Here is an 18,797-nt window from a genome sequence, read left to right as displayed (position 1 = left end):
CGATGACGAATCCATTTGAGTACGCCCCCGCGCCCGAGTCGCGCGCGGTCGTCGACATCGCGCCCGCGTACGGCCTCTTCATCGACGGGGAGTTCACCGACGGCTCGGGCGACGAGCGGCACAAGACCCTCGCGCCCGCGACGGAGGAGGTCCTCGCGGAGTACGTGCAGGCGACCGAGGCGGACGTGGACCGCGCGGTGCGGGCCGCCGGCAAGGCGTTCGAGAAGTGGTCGGCGCTGCCCGGTGCGGAGCGCGGCAAGTACCTGTTCCGGATCGCCCGGATCATCCAGGAGCGCAGCCGCGAGCTGGCCGTCCTGGAGACCCTGGACAACGGCAAGCCGATCCGGGAGACCCGGGACGTGGACCTGCCGCTGGTCGCCGCGCACTTCTTCTACTACGCCGGCTGGGCCGACAAGTTGGACCACGCGGGCTTCGGCCCGGACCCGAAGCCGCTCGGGGTGGCCGGGCAGGTCATCCCGTGGAACTTCCCGCTGCTGATGCTGGCGTGGAAGATCGCCCCCGCGCTGGCCACCGGCAACACCGTCGTGCTGAAGCCGGCCGAGACGACCCCGCTGTCCGCGCTGTTCTTCGCCGACATCTGCCGGCAGGCCGGACTGCCGAAGGGCGTCGTCAACATCGTCACCGGCGACGGCCGCACCGGCGCGGCGCTGGTCGCCCACCCGGACGTCGCCAAGGTCGCCTTCACCGGCTCCACCGCCGTCGGCAAGGCCATCGCCCGGCAGGTCGCCGGCAGCGCCAAGAAGCTCACCCTGGAGCTGGGCGGCAAGGGCGCGAACATCGTCTTCGACGACGCCCCGATCGACCAGGCCGTCGAGGGCATCGTGAGCGGCATCTTCTTCAACCAGGGCCAGGTCTGCTGCGCCGGCTCGCGCCTGCTGGTCCAGGAGTCGATCCAGGACGAGCTGCTGGACGCGCTCAAGCGCCGGCTCGCCACCCTTCGCCTGGGCGACCCGCTCGACAAGAACACCGACATCGGCGCGATCAACTCGGCCGAGCAGCTCGCCCGGATCACCGCGCTCGCCGAGACCGGCGAGGCGGAGGGCGCGGAGCGCTGGAGCGCCCCGTGCGAACTGCCGTCCAACGGCTACTGGTTCGCCCCCACGCTGTTCACCGGCGTCACCCAGGCGCACACCGTGGCCCGGGACGAGATCTTCGGCCCGGTGCTCTCGGTGCTCACCTTCCGCACCCCGGACGAGGCCGTCGCCAAGGCCAACAACAGCCAGTACGGACTCTCCGCCGGCATCTGGACGGAGAAGGGCTCCCGCATCCTCGCGGTCGCGAACAAGCTCCGCGCCGGCGTCGTCTGGGCCAACACCTTCAACAAGTTCGACCCGACCTCGCCCTTCGGCGGCTACAAGGAGTCGGGCTTCGGCCGCGAGGGCGGTCGCCACGGCCTGGAGGCTTACCTCGATGTCTGAGTCCCGACTGAGCGTGTTCAAGACCTACAAGCTGTACGTCGGGGGCAAGTTCCCCCGTTCCGAGAGCGGCCGGGTGTACGAGGTGACCGACTCCAAGTCCGGTGCGTGGCTGGCGAACGCGCCGCTCTCCTCCCGCAAGGACGCCCGGGACGCCGTCGTCGCGGCCCGCAAGGCGTTCGGCGGCTGGTCCGGCGCGACCGCGTACAACCGCGGACAGGTGCTGTACCGCGTCGCGGAGATGCTGGAGGGCCGGCGCGAGCAGTTCGTCCGCGAGGTCGCGGCGGCGGAGGGGCTTTCGAAGTCGAAGGCGGCGGCCGTCGTGGACGCGACGGTCGACCGCTGGGTCTGGTACGCCGGCTGGACCGACAAGATCGCACAGGTGGTCGGCGGGGCGAACCCGGTCGCCGGCCCGTACTTCAACCTCTCCACGCCCGAGCCGACCGGGGTCGTCGCGGTCCTCGCCCCCCAGGAGTCGTCCTTCCTGGGCCTGGTGTCGGTGCTCGCCCCGGTGATCGCCACCGGCAACACCGCCGTGGTCGTCGCCAGCGAGCGGGCCCCGCTGCCCGCGCTCTCCCTCGGCGAGGTGCTGGCCACCTCCGACGTCCCGGGCGGGGTGGTGAACGTGCTCTCCGGCCGTACGGCGGAACTGGCGGCGCCGCTCGCGGCCCACCAGGACGTCAACGCGATCGACCTGGCCGGCGCGGACGCGGCCCTGGCCAAGGAGTTGGAGGTCGCGGCGGCGGACAACATGAAGCGGGTGCTGCGGCCGGGTCCGGTGGACTTCGCCGCGGACCCCGGCACCGGCCGGCTGACCGCCTTCCTGGAGACGAAGACGGTGTGGCACCCCACGGGTGCCCTGGGCGCGGCGGGCTCGTCGTACTGAGTCCCTGACCGGCTGACCTCCGAGGGCCCTGCGACCGTTCCACGGAACGGCCGCAGGGCCCTCGCGCGCTGCGGCTACAACGGCAGGGTCTGCACCAAGCCGCCGACGACCGGCAGGTCCTTCAGCGCGCCGCCGTCCGAGAGCGGGCCCGTCACCAGGTCCGTACCCACCGGCTTGAAGTCCGCGACCTGGGTGCCCACGCCGTTCGCCAGGGGGTCGACGCCCGTCTGCGCCAGCGGGTTGATCTGGTGCTCCTTGAGGTAGCCGAGGCCGCTCACCGAGTTCGTGAGCGCGGTCGTCACACCGGCGCCCGGCCCCGACAGGGCGCTGCCCAGCACGTCGAGGCCGCCGAGTTCACCCACGGGCACGGCGACGGGGGCCGCCTGCGCCGCCGTCTGGCCCGCGCCGAGAGCGGCGGCCACCGCGGCGACGGTCAGCCCGGCACCGAGGGCGAACCGTCGGGGGGTGGAGGGGGTCTGCGAGGTCATGGCTGACTGCCTACCAATCTGTGCCTGAGGGTAATGGATCGGACACATAGGGTATTTGAGGCGATGGCGTCGGATCCACCGCCTCCCCGGTGGGTCCCCTTCACGGGGCAATGCCTCACACTGGTGTTCCGTGACTGCGATCCCCGCCCAACCCTCCCCGGCCACCCGCGTGCTGCTGCTCGCGGGCCCCTCCGGCTCCGGGAAGTCGTCGCTGGCCGCGCGCACGGGACTGCCGGTGCTGCGGCTCGACGACTTCTACAAGGAGTGCGACGACCCGACCCTGCCGCTCGTCCCCGACAGCTCCGACATCGACTGGGACTCCCCGAAGTCGTGGGACGCGGACGCGGCCGTGGCGGCGATCGAGGAGCTGTGCCGCACCGGACGCACGTACGTGCCGGTGTACGACATCGCCACCAGCGCCCGCGTCGGCCGGGACGCCCTCGCCGTCGACCGCACCCCGCTCTTCGTCGCCGAGGGGATCTTCGCCGCCGACATCGTCACCCGCTGCCAGGAACTCGGCGTCCTCGCCGACGCGATCTGCCTGCGCGGACGCCCCGCCACCACCTTCCGGCGCCGGCTGCTGCGCGATCTGCGCGAGGGCCGCAAGTCCGTGCCCTTCCTGCTGCGCCGCGGCTGGCGGCTGATGCGCGCCGAGCGCGGCATCGTCAACCGACAGGCCCTGCTCGGCGCGCACCCCTGCGGCAAGGACGAGGCGCTGGGGCGGGTGGCCGCGGCCGCGGCGGGGCGCCACCGGCCCGCGGTGCCGCCCGCCGGCGCGCCCGTTTCCGGTCGTACGGCAGAATCGGACGCATGAGCAAGCCGAAGTCGTCCGAAGCGCCCACCCACGCCGACCGCGCGTACCGGTCGACTTCGGGCATGGTGGGCGGTGGGCTGCTGCTGGCGCTGATGGCCTGGCTCGGCGGGGACGCGGTCTTCCGCGGCGACGGCCTGACGCCGGTGTACGCCATCGCGGGCGTCCTCTTCGCCGCGCCGCTGGTCATCGCGTTCACCCTGCGGCCCGCGGTGTTCGCCAACGAGGACCGGGTCCGGATCAGGAACCCGTTCCGGACGATCACCCTGCCGTGGAGCGCGGTCGGCCAGATCCGGGCCGCGTACTCCACCGAGGTCGTCTCCAAGGACGGCGCCAAGTTCCCGATGTGGGCGATCCCGGTCTCCCTGCGCCAGCGCAAGCGCGCCAGCCGACAGCAGATGAAGCGCGAACGCGACCAGCAGCAGGGCCGCGAGACGGAGCTGCGGCCGGTGCAGCGGGCACAGGCGGACGAGGCGATCGACGAGATGCGCGACCTGTTCGAGCGGTACGGCACGGAGCAGGGCGGACGGCGCGAGCAGGGCGGCCAGGACGGGATCTCGGTCCGCTGGTCGTACGAGGTCCTCGCGCCGACCCTGGCGGGCGCGCTGGTGCTGGTGGTCCTCTCCGTGGCGAGCTGACGACGAGCCGACTACGGGGGCCCCGGCCAGACCAGGAGCATGTGGGCGCCCAGCCAGGCCGACAACATGGTGGCCCCCGTCAGCACCACCGCCACCGTCGACCGGCGGCGGGCCCGGGCCAGCGCCAGGGCGAGCGGAAGCAGCAGCGGGAAGCCGGGCAGCAGGAAGCGGGCCCGCGGGAAGTACACGCCCGCGCTGCCCAGCACCACCAGCAGCAGCACGCCGGTGAACACCAGCAGCGGCAGCGGCTGCCGGTCCGCGACGCACAGCGCGTACAGCACGACGCCGAGCACCAGGCACGCGGAGACCGCAAGCACGAAGAGCTGCGGGCGCGGCTCGTAGAACAACTGCTGCCGCAGCTCCAGCACGGTCGCCCGGCCGCCGTCCCACTCGTTCTTCCACAGCCGCTGTACGGCGAAGTACCCGTCGACCCGGCCGACCCGGGCACCCACCCACCCCACGAACCCCAGCCACCCCAGCGGCGCGAGGGCCGCGCCCACGAGCGCCGGCGCGCGGGGGCCGCCGTGGCGGCGCCGGCAGGACAACAGCGCAGCCAGCATCACCGCGGCGGCGAGCGCCACGCCCGTGGGGCGGGCCAGCCCCGCCAGGCACGCCAGCACGCCCGCCGCGAGCCAGCGGCCGGTGAGGACCGCGTACAGCGACCACGCGGCGAGCGCGGTGAACAGGGACTCCGTGTACCCCATCCACTGCACGACCGCGACGGGGAACGCGCCCCACAGCACCACCAGCAACGTGCCCACGCGCCGGCCGTGCAGGCGCTCCCCGACCGCGTGGACGCCCCACGCCGCGACGAACGAGCACCCCACGGAGAGCACCAGCGCCACGGAGGCGCGGGAGCCCGGGCTGACGGCCGCGAACGCCTTCACGAGCAGCGGGTAGAGGGGGAAGAAGGCGAGGTTGTTCGCGTTGACGCGGGTGCCGAGTTCGTGGGTGTAGCCGTGGTCGGCGATCCCGAGGTACCAGTTCGAGTCCCAGGACGTCGCCAGCGTCGGCCACACCCCGTGCCCCTTGGCGTGCGCCAGCCGGGCGAGCACCGCGAGGCCCACCAGCCGCACGACGAGGTACGCGAGGAGCGCGGGGGCGGCGGAGCGCAGCGAACGCAGCACCCGGGCCCGGTGCCGCGGGGTGCGGCGCCGGCGGAAGGGGCCCGTCGGACGGGGCGTGCGTCGGGAAGCGGGTACGTACGCGCGTACGGTCGCTGCGGGTGACAACGGCGGGTGCTCCTGGTGGCTCGGCGCGCCCTCGTCGGCGCTCCCGGGCCACCATTGCCCGGCCGGCGCCCGCCCCGCTCCGTCGCGCGGCCCCCGCGTACAAGAATCACCCGCGCGGTGCAGCGCGCTCGGCGCCCGTCCGATAACTGTTCGCCCCCGCGGAGTGCGTTGCACTGGGCTTCCCGGCGGATTCCCTGCGGGGTGCGTTGGTCCGTGCGGCCCGGTGGGGCTTGTCGCGCAGTTCCGCCCCCTGTGCCCTGCGCACGGGGGGACCCCCAGCGCCCCTAAAAGCCTCCGCCCCGGCCTGCACCTAAGTGACGGGGGCAGCGAAATCAGGGGCGCGGGGAACTGCGCGAACAGCCCACCACCGGGCCGCAGGGGACAACGCTCCCGCAGGGAAACGGCGGGTGGGTTTTTGGGCGCTGGGGGTCCCCCCGTGCCCGCAGGGCACAGGGGGCGGAACCGCGCGGGCAACCCACCGCCGGGCCGCACGGACCAAAGCACCCCGCAGGGAGACGGTGCCGGCGTGCCTAGACGCCCGCAGACTTGGCGAAGTCGTGCTTCAAGGTGGTCAGGAGCTCCGTTGCCCGGGTGCGGGACGAGGGGAGGGACGCGTGGTCGGGGACCGGGATCACGACCTCCAGGTAGCACTTGAGCTTGGGCTCCGTACCGCTGGGGCGGACGATCACGCGGGCGCGGTAGTCGCCGGCGAGGTGGTAGCGGAGGCCGTCCGTCGGCGGGAGCCCGCCTTCGCCCCGCGCCAAGTCCTCCGCCGAGGTCACCGCGAGCCCCGCCAGCTCCACCGGCGGCGCCGACCGCAGGCGGGCCATCGCCGTGCGGATGACGTCCAGGTCGTCGACGCGCACGGACAACTGGTCCGTCGCGTGCAGGCCGTGCTCGACGGCGAGGTCGTCCAGGAGGTCGGAGAGCGTGCGGCCCTCCTCCTTCAGCACCGAGGCCAGCTCCGTGATCAGCAGCGCCGCCGTGATGCCGTCCTTGTCGCGGACGCCCTCGGGGTCGACGCAGTAGCCGAGGGCCTCCTCGTACCCGTACCGCAGCCCCTCCACGCGGGCGATCCACTTGAAGCCGGTCAGGGTCTCCTCGTACGGCAGGCCCGCGGCGTCCGCGATCCGGCCGAGGAGGGAGGAGGAGACGATCGACTCGGCGAAGGCGCCGCGCGCGCCGGAGCGGACGAGGTGCGCCGCGAGCAGCGCGCCCACCTCGTCGCCGCGCAGCATGCGCCAGTCGCCCTCGTGGGGCACGGCGACGGCGCAGCGGTCCGCGTCCGGGTCGTTCGCGATGATCAGGTCCGGGCGGACGCGGCGGGCCGCGGCGAACGCCAGGTCCATCGCGCCCGGCTCCTCCGGGTTCGGGAAGGCGACCGTCGGGAACGCCGGGTCCGGGTCCGCCTGCTCGGCCACCGGCACCGGCGCGGGGAAGCCGGCCCGGGCGAACGCCGCCTCCAGCACCGGCCGGCCCACGCCGTGCAGCGCGGTGTAGACGGTGGTCGCGGTGCGCGGGGAGCCCGCGGTGAGGACCGCGTCGGTGCGCTCCAGGTACGCCGTGAGCACCTCGTCGCCCAGCACCTGCCAGCCGGACTCGGCGCGCGGCACGTCGGCGAGGCCCGCGACCGCGTCGATCTCCGCGGCGATCCCGGTGTCCGCGGGCGGCACGATCTGCGAGCCGTCCCCGAGGTACACCTTGTAGCCGTTGTCGCGCGGCGGGTTGTGCGACGCGGTGACCTCGACGCCCGCGACGGCGCCCAGGTGCCGTATGGCGAAGGCGAGCACGGGGGTCGGCAGCGGGCGCGGCAGCACCGCGGCCCGCAGCCCCGCGCCCACCATCACCGCGGCGGTGTCCCGCGCGAAGTCGGCGGACTTGTAGCGCGCGTCGTACCCGATGACGACCAGGCCGTCGCCCTGCCCCTCGGCCTTGAGGTACGCGGCGAGCCCGGCGGCGGCGCGGATCACTACCGCGCGGTTCATCCGCATCGGCCCGGCGCCCAACTCGCCGCGGAGCCCGGCGGTGCCGAACTGGAGCGTGCCGGCGAAGCGCGCCGCCAACTCGGCGGTGTCACCGCCGGCCCGAGCCGCCTCGATCAGCTCCGCCAACTCCGTACGGGTGTCGGGGTCAGGGTCCTCGGCGAGCCAGGTCGCGGCCCGCTCCATGAGGTCCTGCTGCACGTCCGTCCGCCTCTCGTCGTTCCTCGCGTACGCCTTCGAGCCCGGGTCGGACCCGGGCTCGACCCTGTCAGACGCGGGACAGGACCCGGGTCAGCAGTTCGCCCATGCGCGCCGCGGAGTCACGGCCGGCCTGGAGCACCTCTTCGTGGTTCAGCGGCTCGCCGGAGAGCCCTGCGGCGAGGTTGGTGACGAGCGAGATGCCCAGCACCTCGGCGCCGGCCTCGCGCGCCGCGATGGCCTCCAGCACCGTGGACATGCCCACCAGGTCGCCGCCGATCGCGCGGACCATGTTGATCTCGGCGGGGGTCTCGTAGTGCGGGCCGGTGAACTGGACGTACACGCCCTCCTCCAGGGAGGGGTCCACCTCCTTGCACAGCGCGCGCAGCCGCGGCGAGTACAGGTCGGTGAGGTCGACGAAGTTGGCGCCGACGATGGGGGAGGTGGCGGTGAGGTTGATGTGGTCGCTGATGAGGACCGGCTGACCGGGGCGCATGCCCTCGCGCAGACCACCGCAGCCGTTCGTCAGGATCACCGTCTTGCAGCCGGCGGCGACCGCGGTGCGCACGCCGTGGGCGACCGCGGCGACGCCCCGGCCCTCGTAGTAGTGCGTACGGCCCAGGAAGACCAGGATCCGCTTGTCGCCGATGCGGTACGAGCGGATCCGGCCGCCGTGGCCGGCGACCGCGGGCGGCGGGAAGCCCGGCACCTCGGTGACCGGGAACTCGGACTCGGGCGCGCCCAGTGCGTCGACGGCCGGTGCCCAGCCGGAGCCCATCACGAGGGCCACGTCGTGGGTTTCGGCGCCGGTCAGCTCGCGCAGCCGCGCGGCGGCGGCGTCGGCCGCGACGCGCGGATCGTGGGGGGCGTCAGCAGCGCCGTTGAGCTCCGGATTCACATGTGCGTTCACGCGAATGAGGGTAGCCCCAGATTCCCTACGCGCGTAGATGAAGAAGGCACGGACGCACGGATCGTTGTCTTGTCGTTTCCGACGAAGCCGCCCAGAGTTCGGGCGCCCGCGGCTTCAGCAGGGGCGCTTGCGCAGTTCCATCACGTAGTCGTGCGGCGCGCCGGCCGACTCCGCCGCGTCCGCCATCTCGCCCAGGTAGCGCGCCGAGGGCAGCCCGCCCTCGTAGCCGTTCAGGACGTACGTCCAGGCCGGCTCCTCGCCGTCCAGGGTGTGGACGCGGATCCGCATCCGCCGGTAGATGTCGAGGCCGACGCCCTCCCAACGGTCCATCGAGTCCTCGTCCATCGGGGCGATGTCGTAGAGGGCCACGAAGACCTGGGAGCGCGGCGCCTCCACGATCGTGGCGAGCGCTCCCTCCCAGCCGAGCTGCTCGCCGCCGAAGGTCAGCCGCCAGCCGTTCAGCCAGCCCGTGCCGCGCAGCGGGGAGTGCGGTGCGCGGCGGGACATCAGCCGCGCGTCGAGGTTGCCGGCGTACGCGGCGTAGAGCGACATGGGATCGAGGGTACGGGAGGGGCGCGGGTGGTTGCCTTGTCCGCTGTGTTTCCCGGCGTTCCGCGACGGTCTGCGGCGTTCTGCACCGGGGGAGAGGGGCGGGTCGGCGGGCCGGGGCGGGCGAATGCCGGCCCGGGCGCGGGGCAGGTTGATGCGTGCGGGACAATGGGGTACGTACTCCAGTCCGGCGGGACGCACGACGGGGCCCGCACGGCAGGCACCCGCACACCCACCCGGACCGAACGAGAGCGCGAGGCGTAACCCCAGTGACCCGGATCGTGATCATCGGCGGCGGACCCGGCGGATACGAGGCGGCCCTGGTGGGCGCCCAACTCGGCGCGGAGGTGACCGTCGTCGACTGCGACGGCCTCGGCGGCGCGTCCGTGCTGACCGACTGCGTCCCCTCGAAGACCCTGATCGCCACCGCCGAGGTGATGACCACCTTCGACTCCTCCTACGAGGAGCTCGGCATCATCGTCGCCGACGACACCCCGCCGCTGGAGCAGTCGGCCCGGGTGGTCGGCGTCGACCTCGGCAAGGTGAACCGACGGGTGAAGCGGCTCGCGCTCGCCCAGTCCCACGACATCACCGCGTCCGTGACCCGGGCCGGCGCCCGGGTGGTGCGCGGGCGCGGGCGGCTGGAGGGCCAGCAGGCCGCGGACGGCTCGCGCACCGTCGTCGTCACCGCGGCCGACGGCACCGAGGAGCGGCTGACCGCGGACGCCGTCCTCATCGCCACCGGCGGTCACCCGCGCGAGATCCCCGACGCGCTCCCCGACGGCGAGCGCATCTTGAACTGGACCCAGGTCTACGACCTCGACGAGCTGCCCGACGAGCTGATCGTGGTCGGCTCCGGCGTCACCGGCGCCGAGTTCGCCGGCGCGTACCAGGCGCTCGGCTCCCGGGTCACCCTGGTCTCCTCGCGCGACCGGGTGCTGCCCGGCGAGGACCCGGACGCGGCGGCCGTGCTGGAGGACGTCTTCCGCCGCCGCGGGATGAACGTCATGGCCCGCTCCCGCGCCGAGTCCGCCAAGCGGGTCGGCGACCGGGTGGAGGTCACCCTCGCCGACGGCCGGGTCATCTCCGGCTCCCACTGCCTGATGGCGGTCGGCGCCATCCCCAACTCCGCGGGGATGGGCCTGGAGGAGGCGGGCGTGCGCCTCAAGGACTCCGGCCACATCTGGACGGACAAGGTCTCCCGCACCAGCGCCCCCGGCGTGTACGCGGCCGGCGACGTCACCGGGGTGTTCGCGCTCGCGTCGGTGGCGGCGATGCAGGGCCGCATCGCGATGTACCACTTCCTCGGCGACGCCGTGCAGCCGCTGAACCTGAAGACCGTCTCGTCGAACGTCTTCACGGACCCGGAGATCGCGACCGTCGGCTACACACAGGCGGACGTGGACTCGGGGCTGATCGACGCCCGGGTCGTCAAGCTGCCGCTGCTGCGGAACGCCCGCGCCAAGATGCAGGGCATCCGGGACGGCTTCGTCAAGATCTTCTGCCGGCCGGGCACCGGGATCGTGGTCGGCGGCTGCGTGGTGGCCCCGCGGGCGAGCGAGCTGATCCACCCCATTTCGCTCGCGGTCGACAACAACCTGACCGTGGAGCAGATCGCCAACGCCTTCACCGTGTACCCGTCCCTGTCGGGGTCGATCGCGGAGGTGGCGCGCCAGCTCCAGACGCGGAAGGCGACCGGCGAGGGCTGAGCCGGCCCGAGCAAGGGTTCGGAGTGGTGAAGGTGGGACAAACCCGGGCGAGTGATCACTTTTCGCTCGCCCGGTGATCACCTTCCGACCTCGGTACGGTCAGGTGTGGACCCCTCCATACCACTCGGTGGCACCGTCTGGGCGCAAAACTCGTTAATCGGTGCATGGAGCTGAAAAGCGTCGGCCGATCAGGTTACTGTCAGTTCCGTGTTCGCTGCAGAACGTCGCCAACTGATCCTTGAAATGGTGCGCGCCAACGGAGCCGTGTCGCTCCGGGAGCTCGCCCGCGTCGTCCAGACCTCCGAGGTGACCGTACGTCGGGACGTGCGCGCCCTGGAGGCCGAAGGACTCCTCGACCGGCGCCACGGCGGCGCGGTGCTGCCGGGCGGCTTCACCCGCGAGTCCGGCTTCCCGCAGAAGTCCCTGTCGGCCACCGCCGAGAAGACCGCGATCGCCGACCTCGCCGCGAGCCTCGTCAAGGAGGGCGAGGCGATCGTCGTGGGTGCGGGCACCACCACCCAGGAGCTGGCCCGCCGGCTCGCCCGGGTGCCCGGCCTCACCGTCGTCACCAACTCCCTACTGGTCGCCCAGGCGCTGGCGCACGCCAACCGCGTCGAGGTCGTGATGACCGGCGGCACCCTGCGCGGCTCGAACTACGCACTGGTCGGCAGCGGTGCCGAGCAGTCCCTCCAGGGGCTGCGGGTCTCCCGGGCGTTCCTGTCCGGGAGCGGGCTGACCGCCGAGCGCGGGCTGTCCACGTCCAACATGCTCTCCGCGAGCGTCGACCGGGCCCTGGTGCAGGCGGCGGCGGAGGTCGTGGTCCTCGCCGACCACACCAAGCTGGGCGCGGACACCATGTTCCAGACCGTGCCGACGGACGTCATCACCCGACTGGTCACCGACGAACCACCGGCGCACGACGACCGCGCGGCGGCGGAGCTGCAAGCCCTGGCCGACCAGGGCGTCCAGATCGCGGTGGCGGGGGCGACGGGGCCCGCGGCGGCGGAGCAGCCGGGCGGACGGGCTGCGCGCCGCGAGGTCCCGCTACCGGGCCAGCGCCGCACCCGCGGCGGCTCCCCGGCCCGCCTCACGGCCGCGGCGCTCGAACGCGACGGCCTGGGTGGCGGCGGCGGAGGCGGCGGCATGGACCGCGGCGCCCGGGTCGCCGGCCTGCGCCGCTAGCGCGCTTGGCCTGCGGGCCGGAGCCGCGGTGCCCCTGCGGGTGCGTTGGCGGGTGCGGCCCGTCTGCGGCTGGTCACGCGGTTCCTCCCCCCGTGCCCGCAGGGCACAGAGGGCGGAAGTGCGCGAGCAACCCGTCGCCGGGCCGCAGAGGCCAGCGCTCCCGCCGGAAGACGGCGAGGCTTGGGGGCGCTCGGGTTCCCCAGGCACTCTGGGGCCGAGGGGCGGAACGGCGCGGCCAGGCGCAGACCGGCCGCGGACGCCAGTCACCGCGCACCGTTACGGCGCCGGCGCGCCACCCCCTGCCAGCGCAGCGGCAAGCGCAGGGTTCAGTGGCGCAGGCCGCGGAGGGTGAGGGCCAGGAGGCGGTCCGAGAGGGCGGGGTCGGACGGGGACTGCTCGGCCGCGAGGGCGATCGCGTTGGTGAGTTGCATCAGGTCGCCGATGGACACGTCGTCCCGTACCGCCCCGGCGTCCACCGCCCGCCGCAGCAGCCGGTCGCCCGCCTCGGCCAACGGCACGCAGCACGAGGAGAGCGCCGACTCCGCGTCGTGGGACGCGGACATCAGCGCGCGGGAGATCCCGTTGTACTCGCCGGAGCAGGCGATCAGCGCACCCAGCCAGTCGGCGAGCGCGGCGAAGGGGTCGGGGGCGTCGGCCAGCGCCCGCGAACGGTCCAGCAGGGCGGCGAGCGCGTCCTGGAAGACCGCGCTCATGATCGCGTGCCGGTTCGGGAAGTGCCGGTACAGCGTGCCGATGCCGACGCCGGAGCGCCGGGCGATCTCCTCCAGGGACGCGTCCGTGCCGCGCTCGGCGAACACGGCGCGGGCCTCGACCAGCAACCGGTCGTAGTTGCGGCGCGCGTCGGCCCGCTTGGGGCGGACGGGAACACCGGCCCGCCCGGGCCCGGCACCCCCGTCGGCGTCCGTCCCCGACCTCGGCATCATCGTGCGGTTCCTTCCTCGCTCCGGCTCCAGTTCGCCACCGAGCCGACGGAGGGCCCGCACGGTCATCGACGACCGTACGGGCCCTCCGTCACGACTCGGGCCGTACCAGCGGGTCAGTCCTTGATCTCGCAGATCGCCGCGCCGGAGGAGATCGCGGCGCCGACCTCCGCGGCCAGCCCCTTGACGGTGCCCGCGCGGTGCGCGTTCAGCGGCTGCTCCATCTTCATCGCCTCCAGGACGACGACCAGGTCGCCCTCCTGCACCTGCTGGCCCTCCTCGACGGCGACCTTCACGATCGTGCCCTGCATCGGGGACGCGAGGGTGTCGCCGGACGCCGCGGACGCGGACTTGCGGGCCGCGCGCCGCTTGGGCTTCGCACCCGCCGCCAGGCCCGTACGGGCCAGCGTCATGCCCAGGTGCGCGGGGAGCGAGACCTCCAGGCGCTTGCCGCCGACCTCGACGACGACGGTCTCGCGGCCCGACTCCTCATCCGCCTCCGCGTCCCCGGACGCGGTGAACGCCGGGATCTCGTTGACGAACTCGGTCTCGATCCAGCGGGTGTGCACCCGGAACGGGTCGCTGGTGAAGTCGGGGTCGACGACCACGGCACGGTGGAAGGGGATGGCGGTCGCCATGCCCTCGACCTGGAACTCGGCCAGCGCCCGGGCGGCGCGCTGGAGCGCCTGCTCGCGGGTGGCGCCGGTGATGACCAGCTTGGCGAGCAGGGAGTCCCACGCGGGGCCGATGACGCTGCCGGACTCGACGCCCGCGTCCAGCCGGACGCCGGGGCCGGTCGGCGGGACGAAGGAGGTCACGGTGCCCGGCGCGGGCAGGAAGTTGCGACCCGGGTCCTCGCCGTTGATCCGGAACTCGAAGGAGTGGCCGCGCAGCGGCGGGTCGTCGTAGCCCAGCTCCTCGCCGTCGGCGATGCGGAACATCTCGCGCACCAGGTCGATGCCGGTGACCTCTTCGGTGACCGGGTGCTCGACCTGGAGCCGGGTGTTGACCTCCAGGAAGGAGATCGTGCCGTCGAGGCCGACGAGGAACTCGACCGTGCCGGCGCCGACGTATCCCGCCTCCTTGAGGATGGCCTTGGAAGCGCGGTACAGCTCCGCGTTCTGCTCGTCCGTCAGGAACGGGGCCGGGGCCTCCTCCACCAGCTTCTGGTGCCGGCGCTGGAGGGAGCAGTCCCGGGTGGAGACCACCACGACGTTGCCGTGCTGGTCGGCCAGGCACTGCGTCTCGACGTGCCGCGGCTTGTCGAGGTAGCGCTCGACGAAGCACTCGCCCCGACCGAACGCGGCGACCGCCTCGCGGACGGCCGAGTCGTACAGCTCCGGCACCTCTTCCAGGGTGCGGGCGACCTTCAGGCCGCGACCGCCGCCGCCGAAGGCGGCCTTGATCGCGATCGGCAGGCCGTTCTCCCGGGCGAAGTCGACGACCTCGTCCGCGCCCGCGACCGGGTCGGGCGTGCCCGCGACCAGCGGCGCGCCGGCGCGCTGGGCGATGTGCCGGGCGGCGACCTTGTCGCCGAGGTCCCGGATCGCGGCGGGCGGCGGACCGATCCAGGTCAGCCCGGCGTCCAGCACGGCCTGGGCGAACTCGGCGTTCTCGGACAGGAAGCCGTAGCCCGGGTGGATCGCGTCCGCGCCCGAGTCCTTCGCCGCCTGGAGGACCTTCCCCATGTCCAGATAGCTGGCCGCCGGGGTGTCACCGCCCAGGGCGAACGCCTCGTCGGCCGCGCGGACGTGCAGGGCGTCCCGGTCCGGATCGGCGTAGACGGCTACGCTCGCGATGCCGGCGTCACGGCATGCCCTGGCGACGCGGACCGCGATTTCGCCTCGGTTGGCGATGAGCACCTTGCGCACGTTGGCTCCCTCCTTGAAACAAGCCGAGTTTAGGGACTGCCGACACGGCCGTTCGACCCGTCCCCTATGGTGAGCTTGCCCACACGGAGCGTGATTCGAGGCTCGCTCGAAGTCGCGAAATCCCTAGTCGCACCACGGTACGACGGGTTTACCTTCCAGACAGTAGCCCGCTTGTGTGGCGCAGGTCTCTGTGCACGGGGCCAGCCGCCCCACCCCATTCTTTGTGGAGTCCCTACGAATGGTCGAACGCTGCAAACCGGCCGGGACGGGCGCGGCGAGCCTTGTCAGGAGCCTTGTCGTGCGGTTTACCCGTGAGTAGCGTGCACGCTGTCCGTGGTGTGTACTGGCGGTAACGGAGGGGATGAGGTCGCGATGCGCAGACCGATGGCCTGGGTGGCGGCGGCCGTCCTGCTGGTGGAGGCGGTGGGCATCGTGGTGATCAACGGCATCCTCGCCACGTTCGTGGACGGCCAGTCGATGTCCCTCGACGGCCTGGACCCCGGTGCGATGGTCGTCGGCACCTGGGCCATGGGAGGGGGCCTCGGGCTCTTCCTCGCGGGGTGCGCGACCGTCTGCGTCGTCGCCGCGGTACGGGACCGCTCGCCCGGACGCTTCGGCCGCGGCCTGCTGATCGCGGCGGCTGTGGCGCACGGGGTGCTGGGGGCGGTGACCGTGGGCCTGGTGGGCTGGTCGGCCTTCGCGTTCCTGATGGTGGTGCTGGGGCTGATCGTGCTGGTGCTGACGTCGTACGGCCCGCGGAAGGCGGAGCGGGCGCCAGCGGGTGGGCCGGCGCCGGCGTAGGCCCCGCGCTTCGGGCTCCCTGCTTCCGGGCCCTGCGTTCCCTCGCTCTGTGCCTTCGGGCTCCCTGCTTCCGGGCCGGGTCAGGTCCAGAAGTCGGTGACCGAGTGGCCCAGCTCGGCCAGCAGGGTGCGCACCAGCGGCAGCGAGATGCCGATGACGTTGCCGTGGTCGCCCTCGATGCCGTCGATGAACGGCCCCGAGCGCCCGTTGAGGGTGAACGCGCCCGCCACGTGGAGCGGTTCGCCGGTCGCGACGTACGCGGCGATCTCGGCGTCCGTCGGCTCGCCGAAGTGCACCGTCGTGGACGCGGTCGCCGACGCGATCCGGCCGTTGGTGGTGTCGGTGATGCAGTGCCCGGTCCGCAGCACGCCGGAGCGCCCCCGCATCGCCTTCCACCGCGCGGTGGCCTCCTCCGCGTCCGCGGGCTTGCCCAGCGCCTCGCCGTCCAGGTCGAGCACCGAGTCGCAGCCGATCACGAGCGCGTCGGTGACGTGGGGGAGGGCGGCGACGACGGCCGCCTTCTCCTCGGCGAGCACGAGGGCGAGCTCGCCGGGCGTGGGCGCGCTCAGGGCGTCCTCGTCGACGCCGCTGACGATCACCTCGGGATCGAACCCCGCGGCGCGCAACTGGCGCAGCCGGGCGGGGGAGGCGGAGGCGAGGACGAGGCGGGCGGGCGTGCGCGGGGCGGGAGCGGAGGGTCGGCCGGTCATGCCGCCATGTTAGGCGCGACCCGCCGGGGTCCCGTACTCCTTCAGCGCCAGCTTCCGTGCAGGCCCACCACGATCATGCCGAGCACCATGGCCAAGGCGAGCAGGATGCCGGCGCGCCGCATCATGGCCTGCGTTTGGCGCAGCTCCTCGGGGGCTTCGTCTTTCGGGTCGGACCACAGCATGTCTTCGATGGTGGCGGGGAGGACGGGTGGACGCCTGAGTACACGTACTCACCTTTGGAACCCAACATTCCGCCGACGCTGCGGTTCTGGACGGAGCCGCGGTGTCCCTGCGGGTGCGGTGTTCTCTGCGGGCCCGTCGTGGTTGTTGGCGCAGTTCCGCCCTCGGCCCCAGGGGAGCCCCAGCGCCCCCAAAACCTCGCCGTATTCCTGCGGGAACGTTGGTCTCTACCGGCCGGTGGTGGGCTTGTCGCGCAGTTCCCCGCGCCCCTAAATGCCTCCGCCCCAGCCCTCAGGCGAATGACGGGGGCAGCGAAACAGGTGGCGCTGGGGCCCAGGCGCTCTGGGGCCGAGGGGAGGCCCGGGGCTAGATCGGCCAGTAGGTGTGGGCCCACGCCCGGGGGCCCGGCATCGGGAGGGTGCCGTGGGCGATCCGGGACGGGGCGGACCAGCGTTGCTGCGGGGCCACCACCGCACCGCCCTCCCGCGCGGAGGACTCCATCACCCGCGCCCGCACCACCGCCACCGCCGCCGCGAGTTCCTCCGGCGTCGGGTTGCCCCGCACGATCTTGAACATGGTCACGCCCTTCCTCCGTCGGTACGGGGACCGGTGCTCGCACCGGTGGTCACCCGGGTGGTCACAGCGGAATGTTCCCGTGCTTCTTCGGCGGCAGGCTCTCCCGCTTCGTCCGCAACTGCCGCAGCCCCCGCACGATCTGCCGCCGGGTGTCCGACGGCGCCACCACCGCGTCCACGTACCCCCGCTCCGCCGCCGTGTACGGGTTCAGCAGCGCGTCCTCGTACTCCTCGATCAGCCGGGCGCGGGTCTCCTCCTGCGCCGTCGCGTCGCCCGCGTCGGCGATCGCGCGCCGGTGCAGGATGTTCACCGCGCCCTGGGCGCCCATCACCGCGATCTGCGCGGTCGGCCAGGCCAGGTTGATGTCTGCGCCCAGGTGCTTGGAGCCCATGACGTCGTACGCGCCGCCGAACGCCTTGCGCGTGATCACCGTGATCAGCGGGACGGTCGCCTCCGCGTACGCGAAGATCAGCTTGGCGCCGCGCCGGATGATGCCGCCGTACTCCTGGTCCACGCCGGGCAGGAAGCCGGGGACGTCGACGAAGGTCAGGACGGGGACGTTGAACGCGTCGCAGGTGCGGACGAACCGCGCCGCCTTCTCGGACGCGTTGATGTCGAGGCAGCCGGCGAACTGCATCGGCTGGTTCGCGACGATCCCGACCGGATAGCCCTCGACGCGGCCGAAGCCGGTGACGATGTTGGGCGCGAACAGCGCCTGCGTCTCCAGGAACTCGCCCTCGTCCACGACGTGCTCGATGACCGCGTGCATGTCGTACGGCTGGTTCGCGCTGTCCGGGATGAGGGCGTCCAGCTCCCGGTCCTCGTCGCTGACGTCGAGGTCCGCCTCTTCGGGGAAGGCCGGCGGCTCGGAGAGGTTGTTGGAGGGGAGGTACGACAGCAGGGACTTGACGTACTCGATCGCGTCCTTCTCGTCGCCCGCCATGTGGTGGGCCACGCCCGACGTGGTGTTGTGGGTGCGGGCGCCGCCCAGCGCTTCGAAGCCGACGTCCTCGCCCGTCACCGTCTTGATCACGTCGGGTCCGGTGATGAACATGTGCGAGGTCTGGTCGACCATCACCGTGAAGTCGGTGATCGCCGGCGAGTAGACGGCCCCGCCCGCGCACGGGCCGACGACCAGCGAGATCTGCGGGATCACACCGGAGGCGTGGGTGTTGCGGCGGAAGATCTCGCCGTACATGCCGAGCGCGCTCACGCCCTCCTGGATCCGCGCGCCGCCGGAGTCGTTGATGCCGACGACCGGGCACCCGGTCTTCAGGGCGAAGTCCATCACCTTGATGATCTTCTGGCCGAAGACCTCGCCGAGGGCGCCGCCGAAGACGGTGAAGTCCTGGGAGAAGACGGCGACCGGGCGGCCGTCGACGGTGCCGTAGCCGGTGACGACGCCGTCCCCGTACGGACGGGTCGCCGCCAGGCCGAAGTTGGTCGAGCGGTGCCGGGCGAGTTCGTCGAACTCGACGAAGGACCCCTCGTCCAGCAGCAGTCCGATGCGCTCGCGCGCGGTCAGCTTGCCCTTGGCGTGCTGCTTCTCGACGGCGCGCGCGGAGCCGGCGTGGGTGGCCTCGTCGACACGGCGCCGAAGGTCCGCGATCTTTCCCGCGGTGGTGTGGCTGGCGTGCTGTTCCGGCTCTGACATCGGGATGCGGCTCCCTGCCTGGTCACGGGGGGTGGAGGGGGAC

18 protein-coding genes are annotated in these 18,797 nt (G+C 73.0%); 7 read left to right on the top strand and 11 right to left on the bottom strand.

The window, feature by feature from the left end; translation table 11 throughout:
• The first annotated feature begins 2 nt into the window (after positions 1 to 2).
• Both ACH4E8_RS03715 and ACH4E8_RS03710 read left to right on the top strand, forming a co-directional pair.
• Positions 3 to 1,439: an aldehyde dehydrogenase family protein gene (locus ACH4E8_RS03715; RefSeq protein WP_398443974.1), complete on the top strand. Its 1,437-nt coding sequence runs from the start codon at positions 3 to 5 to the stop codon at positions 1,437 to 1,439.
• Complete coding sequence (locus tag ACH4E8_RS03710) at positions 1,432 to 2,322, top strand: aldehyde dehydrogenase family protein (RefSeq protein WP_398443972.1); 891 nt, start codon at positions 1,432 to 1,434, stop codon at positions 2,320 to 2,322. The genes ACH4E8_RS03715 and ACH4E8_RS03710 overlap by 8 nt, the downstream gene beginning before the upstream one ends.
• Positions 2,323 to 2,396: 74 nt before the next feature.
• Here the strand turns inward: ACH4E8_RS03710 and ACH4E8_RS03705 are convergent, their stop codons facing one another.
• Complete coding sequence (locus ACH4E8_RS03705) at positions 2,397 to 2,810, bottom strand: hypothetical protein (protein ID WP_398443971.1); 414 nt, start codon at positions 2,808 to 2,810, stop codon at positions 2,397 to 2,399.
• A gap of 130 nt (positions 2,811 to 2,940) precedes the next feature.
• Here ACH4E8_RS03705 and ACH4E8_RS03700 point away from each other — a divergent pair, with 130 nt between their 5' ends.
• The gene (locus tag ACH4E8_RS03700; RefSeq protein WP_398443969.1) at positions 2,941 to 3,624 is read left to right on the top strand and encodes a uridine kinase; all 684 of its coding nucleotides are present in this window, start codon (positions 2,941 to 2,943) and stop codon (positions 3,622 to 3,624) included.
• Positions 3,621 to 4,259: a PH domain-containing protein gene (locus ACH4E8_RS03695; protein ID WP_398443967.1), complete on the top strand. Its 639-nt coding sequence runs from the start codon at positions 3,621 to 3,623 to the stop codon at positions 4,257 to 4,259. Before ACH4E8_RS03700 ends, ACH4E8_RS03695 begins: the two co-directional genes overlap by 4 nt.
• Before the next feature lie 11 nt (positions 4,260 to 4,270).
• On the opposite strand, the gene ACH4E8_RS03690 is transcribed toward ACH4E8_RS03695, so the two are convergent.
• From ACH4E8_RS03690 to ACH4E8_RS03675, 4 genes are all read right to left on the bottom strand, one after another.
• Positions 4,271 to 5,491, bottom strand: a complete 1,221-nt coding sequence (locus tag ACH4E8_RS03690) for a mannosyltransferase family protein (RefSeq protein ID WP_398443965.1) — start codon at positions 5,489 to 5,491, stop codon at positions 4,271 to 4,273.
• A 530-nt stretch (positions 5,492 to 6,021) separates the two neighbouring features.
• Entirely contained in the window at positions 6,022 to 7,674 is a 1,653-nt protein-coding gene (locus tag ACH4E8_RS03685) for a phospho-sugar mutase (protein WP_398443963.1), read from the bottom strand.
• A 67-nt stretch (positions 7,675 to 7,741) separates the two neighbouring features.
• Positions 7,742 to 8,569 (bottom strand): purine-nucleoside phosphorylase, encoded by an 828-nt coding sequence (locus ACH4E8_RS03680; protein WP_398444734.1) that lies wholly within the window; start codon positions 8,567 to 8,569, stop codon positions 7,742 to 7,744.
• Positions 8,570 to 8,695: 126 nt separating this feature from the next.
• The gene (locus ACH4E8_RS03675; protein ID WP_361961133.1) at positions 8,696 to 9,133 is read right to left on the bottom strand and encodes a gamma-glutamylcyclotransferase; all 438 of its coding nucleotides are present in this window, start codon (positions 9,131 to 9,133) and stop codon (positions 8,696 to 8,698) included.
• A 266-nt stretch (positions 9,134 to 9,399) separates the two neighbouring features.
• Between ACH4E8_RS03675 and ACH4E8_RS03670 the strand changes: the two genes are divergently transcribed.
• Positions 9,400 to 10,839, top strand: coding sequence for an NAD(P)H-quinone dehydrogenase (locus ACH4E8_RS03670; RefSeq protein ID WP_398443961.1), 1,440 nt, complete (start codon positions 9,400 to 9,402; stop codon positions 10,837 to 10,839).
• A gap of 243 nt (positions 10,840 to 11,082) precedes the next feature.
• Positions 11,083 to 12,021, top strand: a complete 939-nt coding sequence (locus tag ACH4E8_RS03665; RefSeq protein ID WP_398444732.1) for a DeoR/GlpR family DNA-binding transcription regulator — start codon at positions 11,083 to 11,085, stop codon at positions 12,019 to 12,021.
• A 326-nt stretch (positions 12,022 to 12,347) separates the two neighbouring features.
• On the opposite strand, the gene ACH4E8_RS03660 is transcribed toward ACH4E8_RS03665, so the two are convergent.
• Together ACH4E8_RS03660 and ACH4E8_RS03655 are read right to left on the bottom strand one after the other, a co-directional pair.
• Positions 12,348 to 12,962: a TetR/AcrR family transcriptional regulator gene (locus ACH4E8_RS03660; protein WP_398444730.1), complete on the bottom strand. Its 615-nt coding sequence runs from the start codon at positions 12,960 to 12,962 to the stop codon at positions 12,348 to 12,350.
• Between the two features lie 116 nt (positions 12,963 to 13,078).
• A complete protein-coding gene (locus ACH4E8_RS03655; RefSeq protein WP_398443959.1) occupies positions 13,079 to 14,833 on the bottom strand; it encodes an acetyl/propionyl/methylcrotonyl-CoA carboxylase subunit alpha in 1,755 nt (584 codons plus the stop codon).
• 372 nt (positions 14,834 to 15,205) lie between these two features.
• Here ACH4E8_RS03655 and ACH4E8_RS03650 point away from each other — a divergent pair, with 372 nt between their 5' ends.
• Positions 15,206 to 15,634: a hypothetical protein gene (locus tag ACH4E8_RS03650; protein WP_398443957.1), complete on the top strand. Its 429-nt coding sequence runs from the start codon at positions 15,206 to 15,208 to the stop codon at positions 15,632 to 15,634.
• Positions 15,635 to 15,714: 80 nt separating this feature from the next.
• Here ACH4E8_RS03650 and ACH4E8_RS03645 read toward each other — a convergent pair whose 3' ends face one another.
• From ACH4E8_RS03645 to ACH4E8_RS03630, 4 genes are all read right to left on the bottom strand, one after another.
• The gene (locus ACH4E8_RS03645; RefSeq protein WP_398443955.1) at positions 15,715 to 16,344 is read right to left on the bottom strand and encodes a Maf family protein; all 630 of its coding nucleotides are present in this window, start codon (positions 16,342 to 16,344) and stop codon (positions 15,715 to 15,717) included.
• 41 nt (positions 16,345 to 16,385) lie between these two features.
• Entirely contained in the window at positions 16,386 to 16,526 is a 141-nt protein-coding gene (gene mmpB / locus ACH4E8_RS03640; protein ID WP_398443953.1) for a morphogenic membrane protein MmpB, read from the bottom strand.
• 364 nt (positions 16,527 to 16,890) lie between these two features.
• Complete coding sequence (locus ACH4E8_RS03635) at positions 16,891 to 17,100, bottom strand: acyl-CoA carboxylase subunit epsilon (protein WP_398444727.1); 210 nt, start codon at positions 17,098 to 17,100, stop codon at positions 16,891 to 16,893.
• 61 nt (positions 17,101 to 17,161) lie between these two features.
• Positions 17,162 to 18,754 (bottom strand): acyl-CoA carboxylase subunit beta, encoded by a 1,593-nt coding sequence (locus ACH4E8_RS03630; protein WP_398443951.1) that lies wholly within the window; start codon positions 18,752 to 18,754, stop codon positions 17,162 to 17,164.
• Between the last annotated feature and the right edge of the window lie 43 nt (positions 18,755 to 18,797).

It is taken from the genome of Streptomyces sp. NPDC017979, from assembly GCF_044328175.1.
GTDB lineage: Bacteria > Actinomycetota > Actinomycetes > Streptomycetales > Streptomycetaceae > Streptomyces.
Note: the sequence above shows the minus strand (reverse complement) of the source record. Positions and strands in the feature narration are given on the sequence as shown.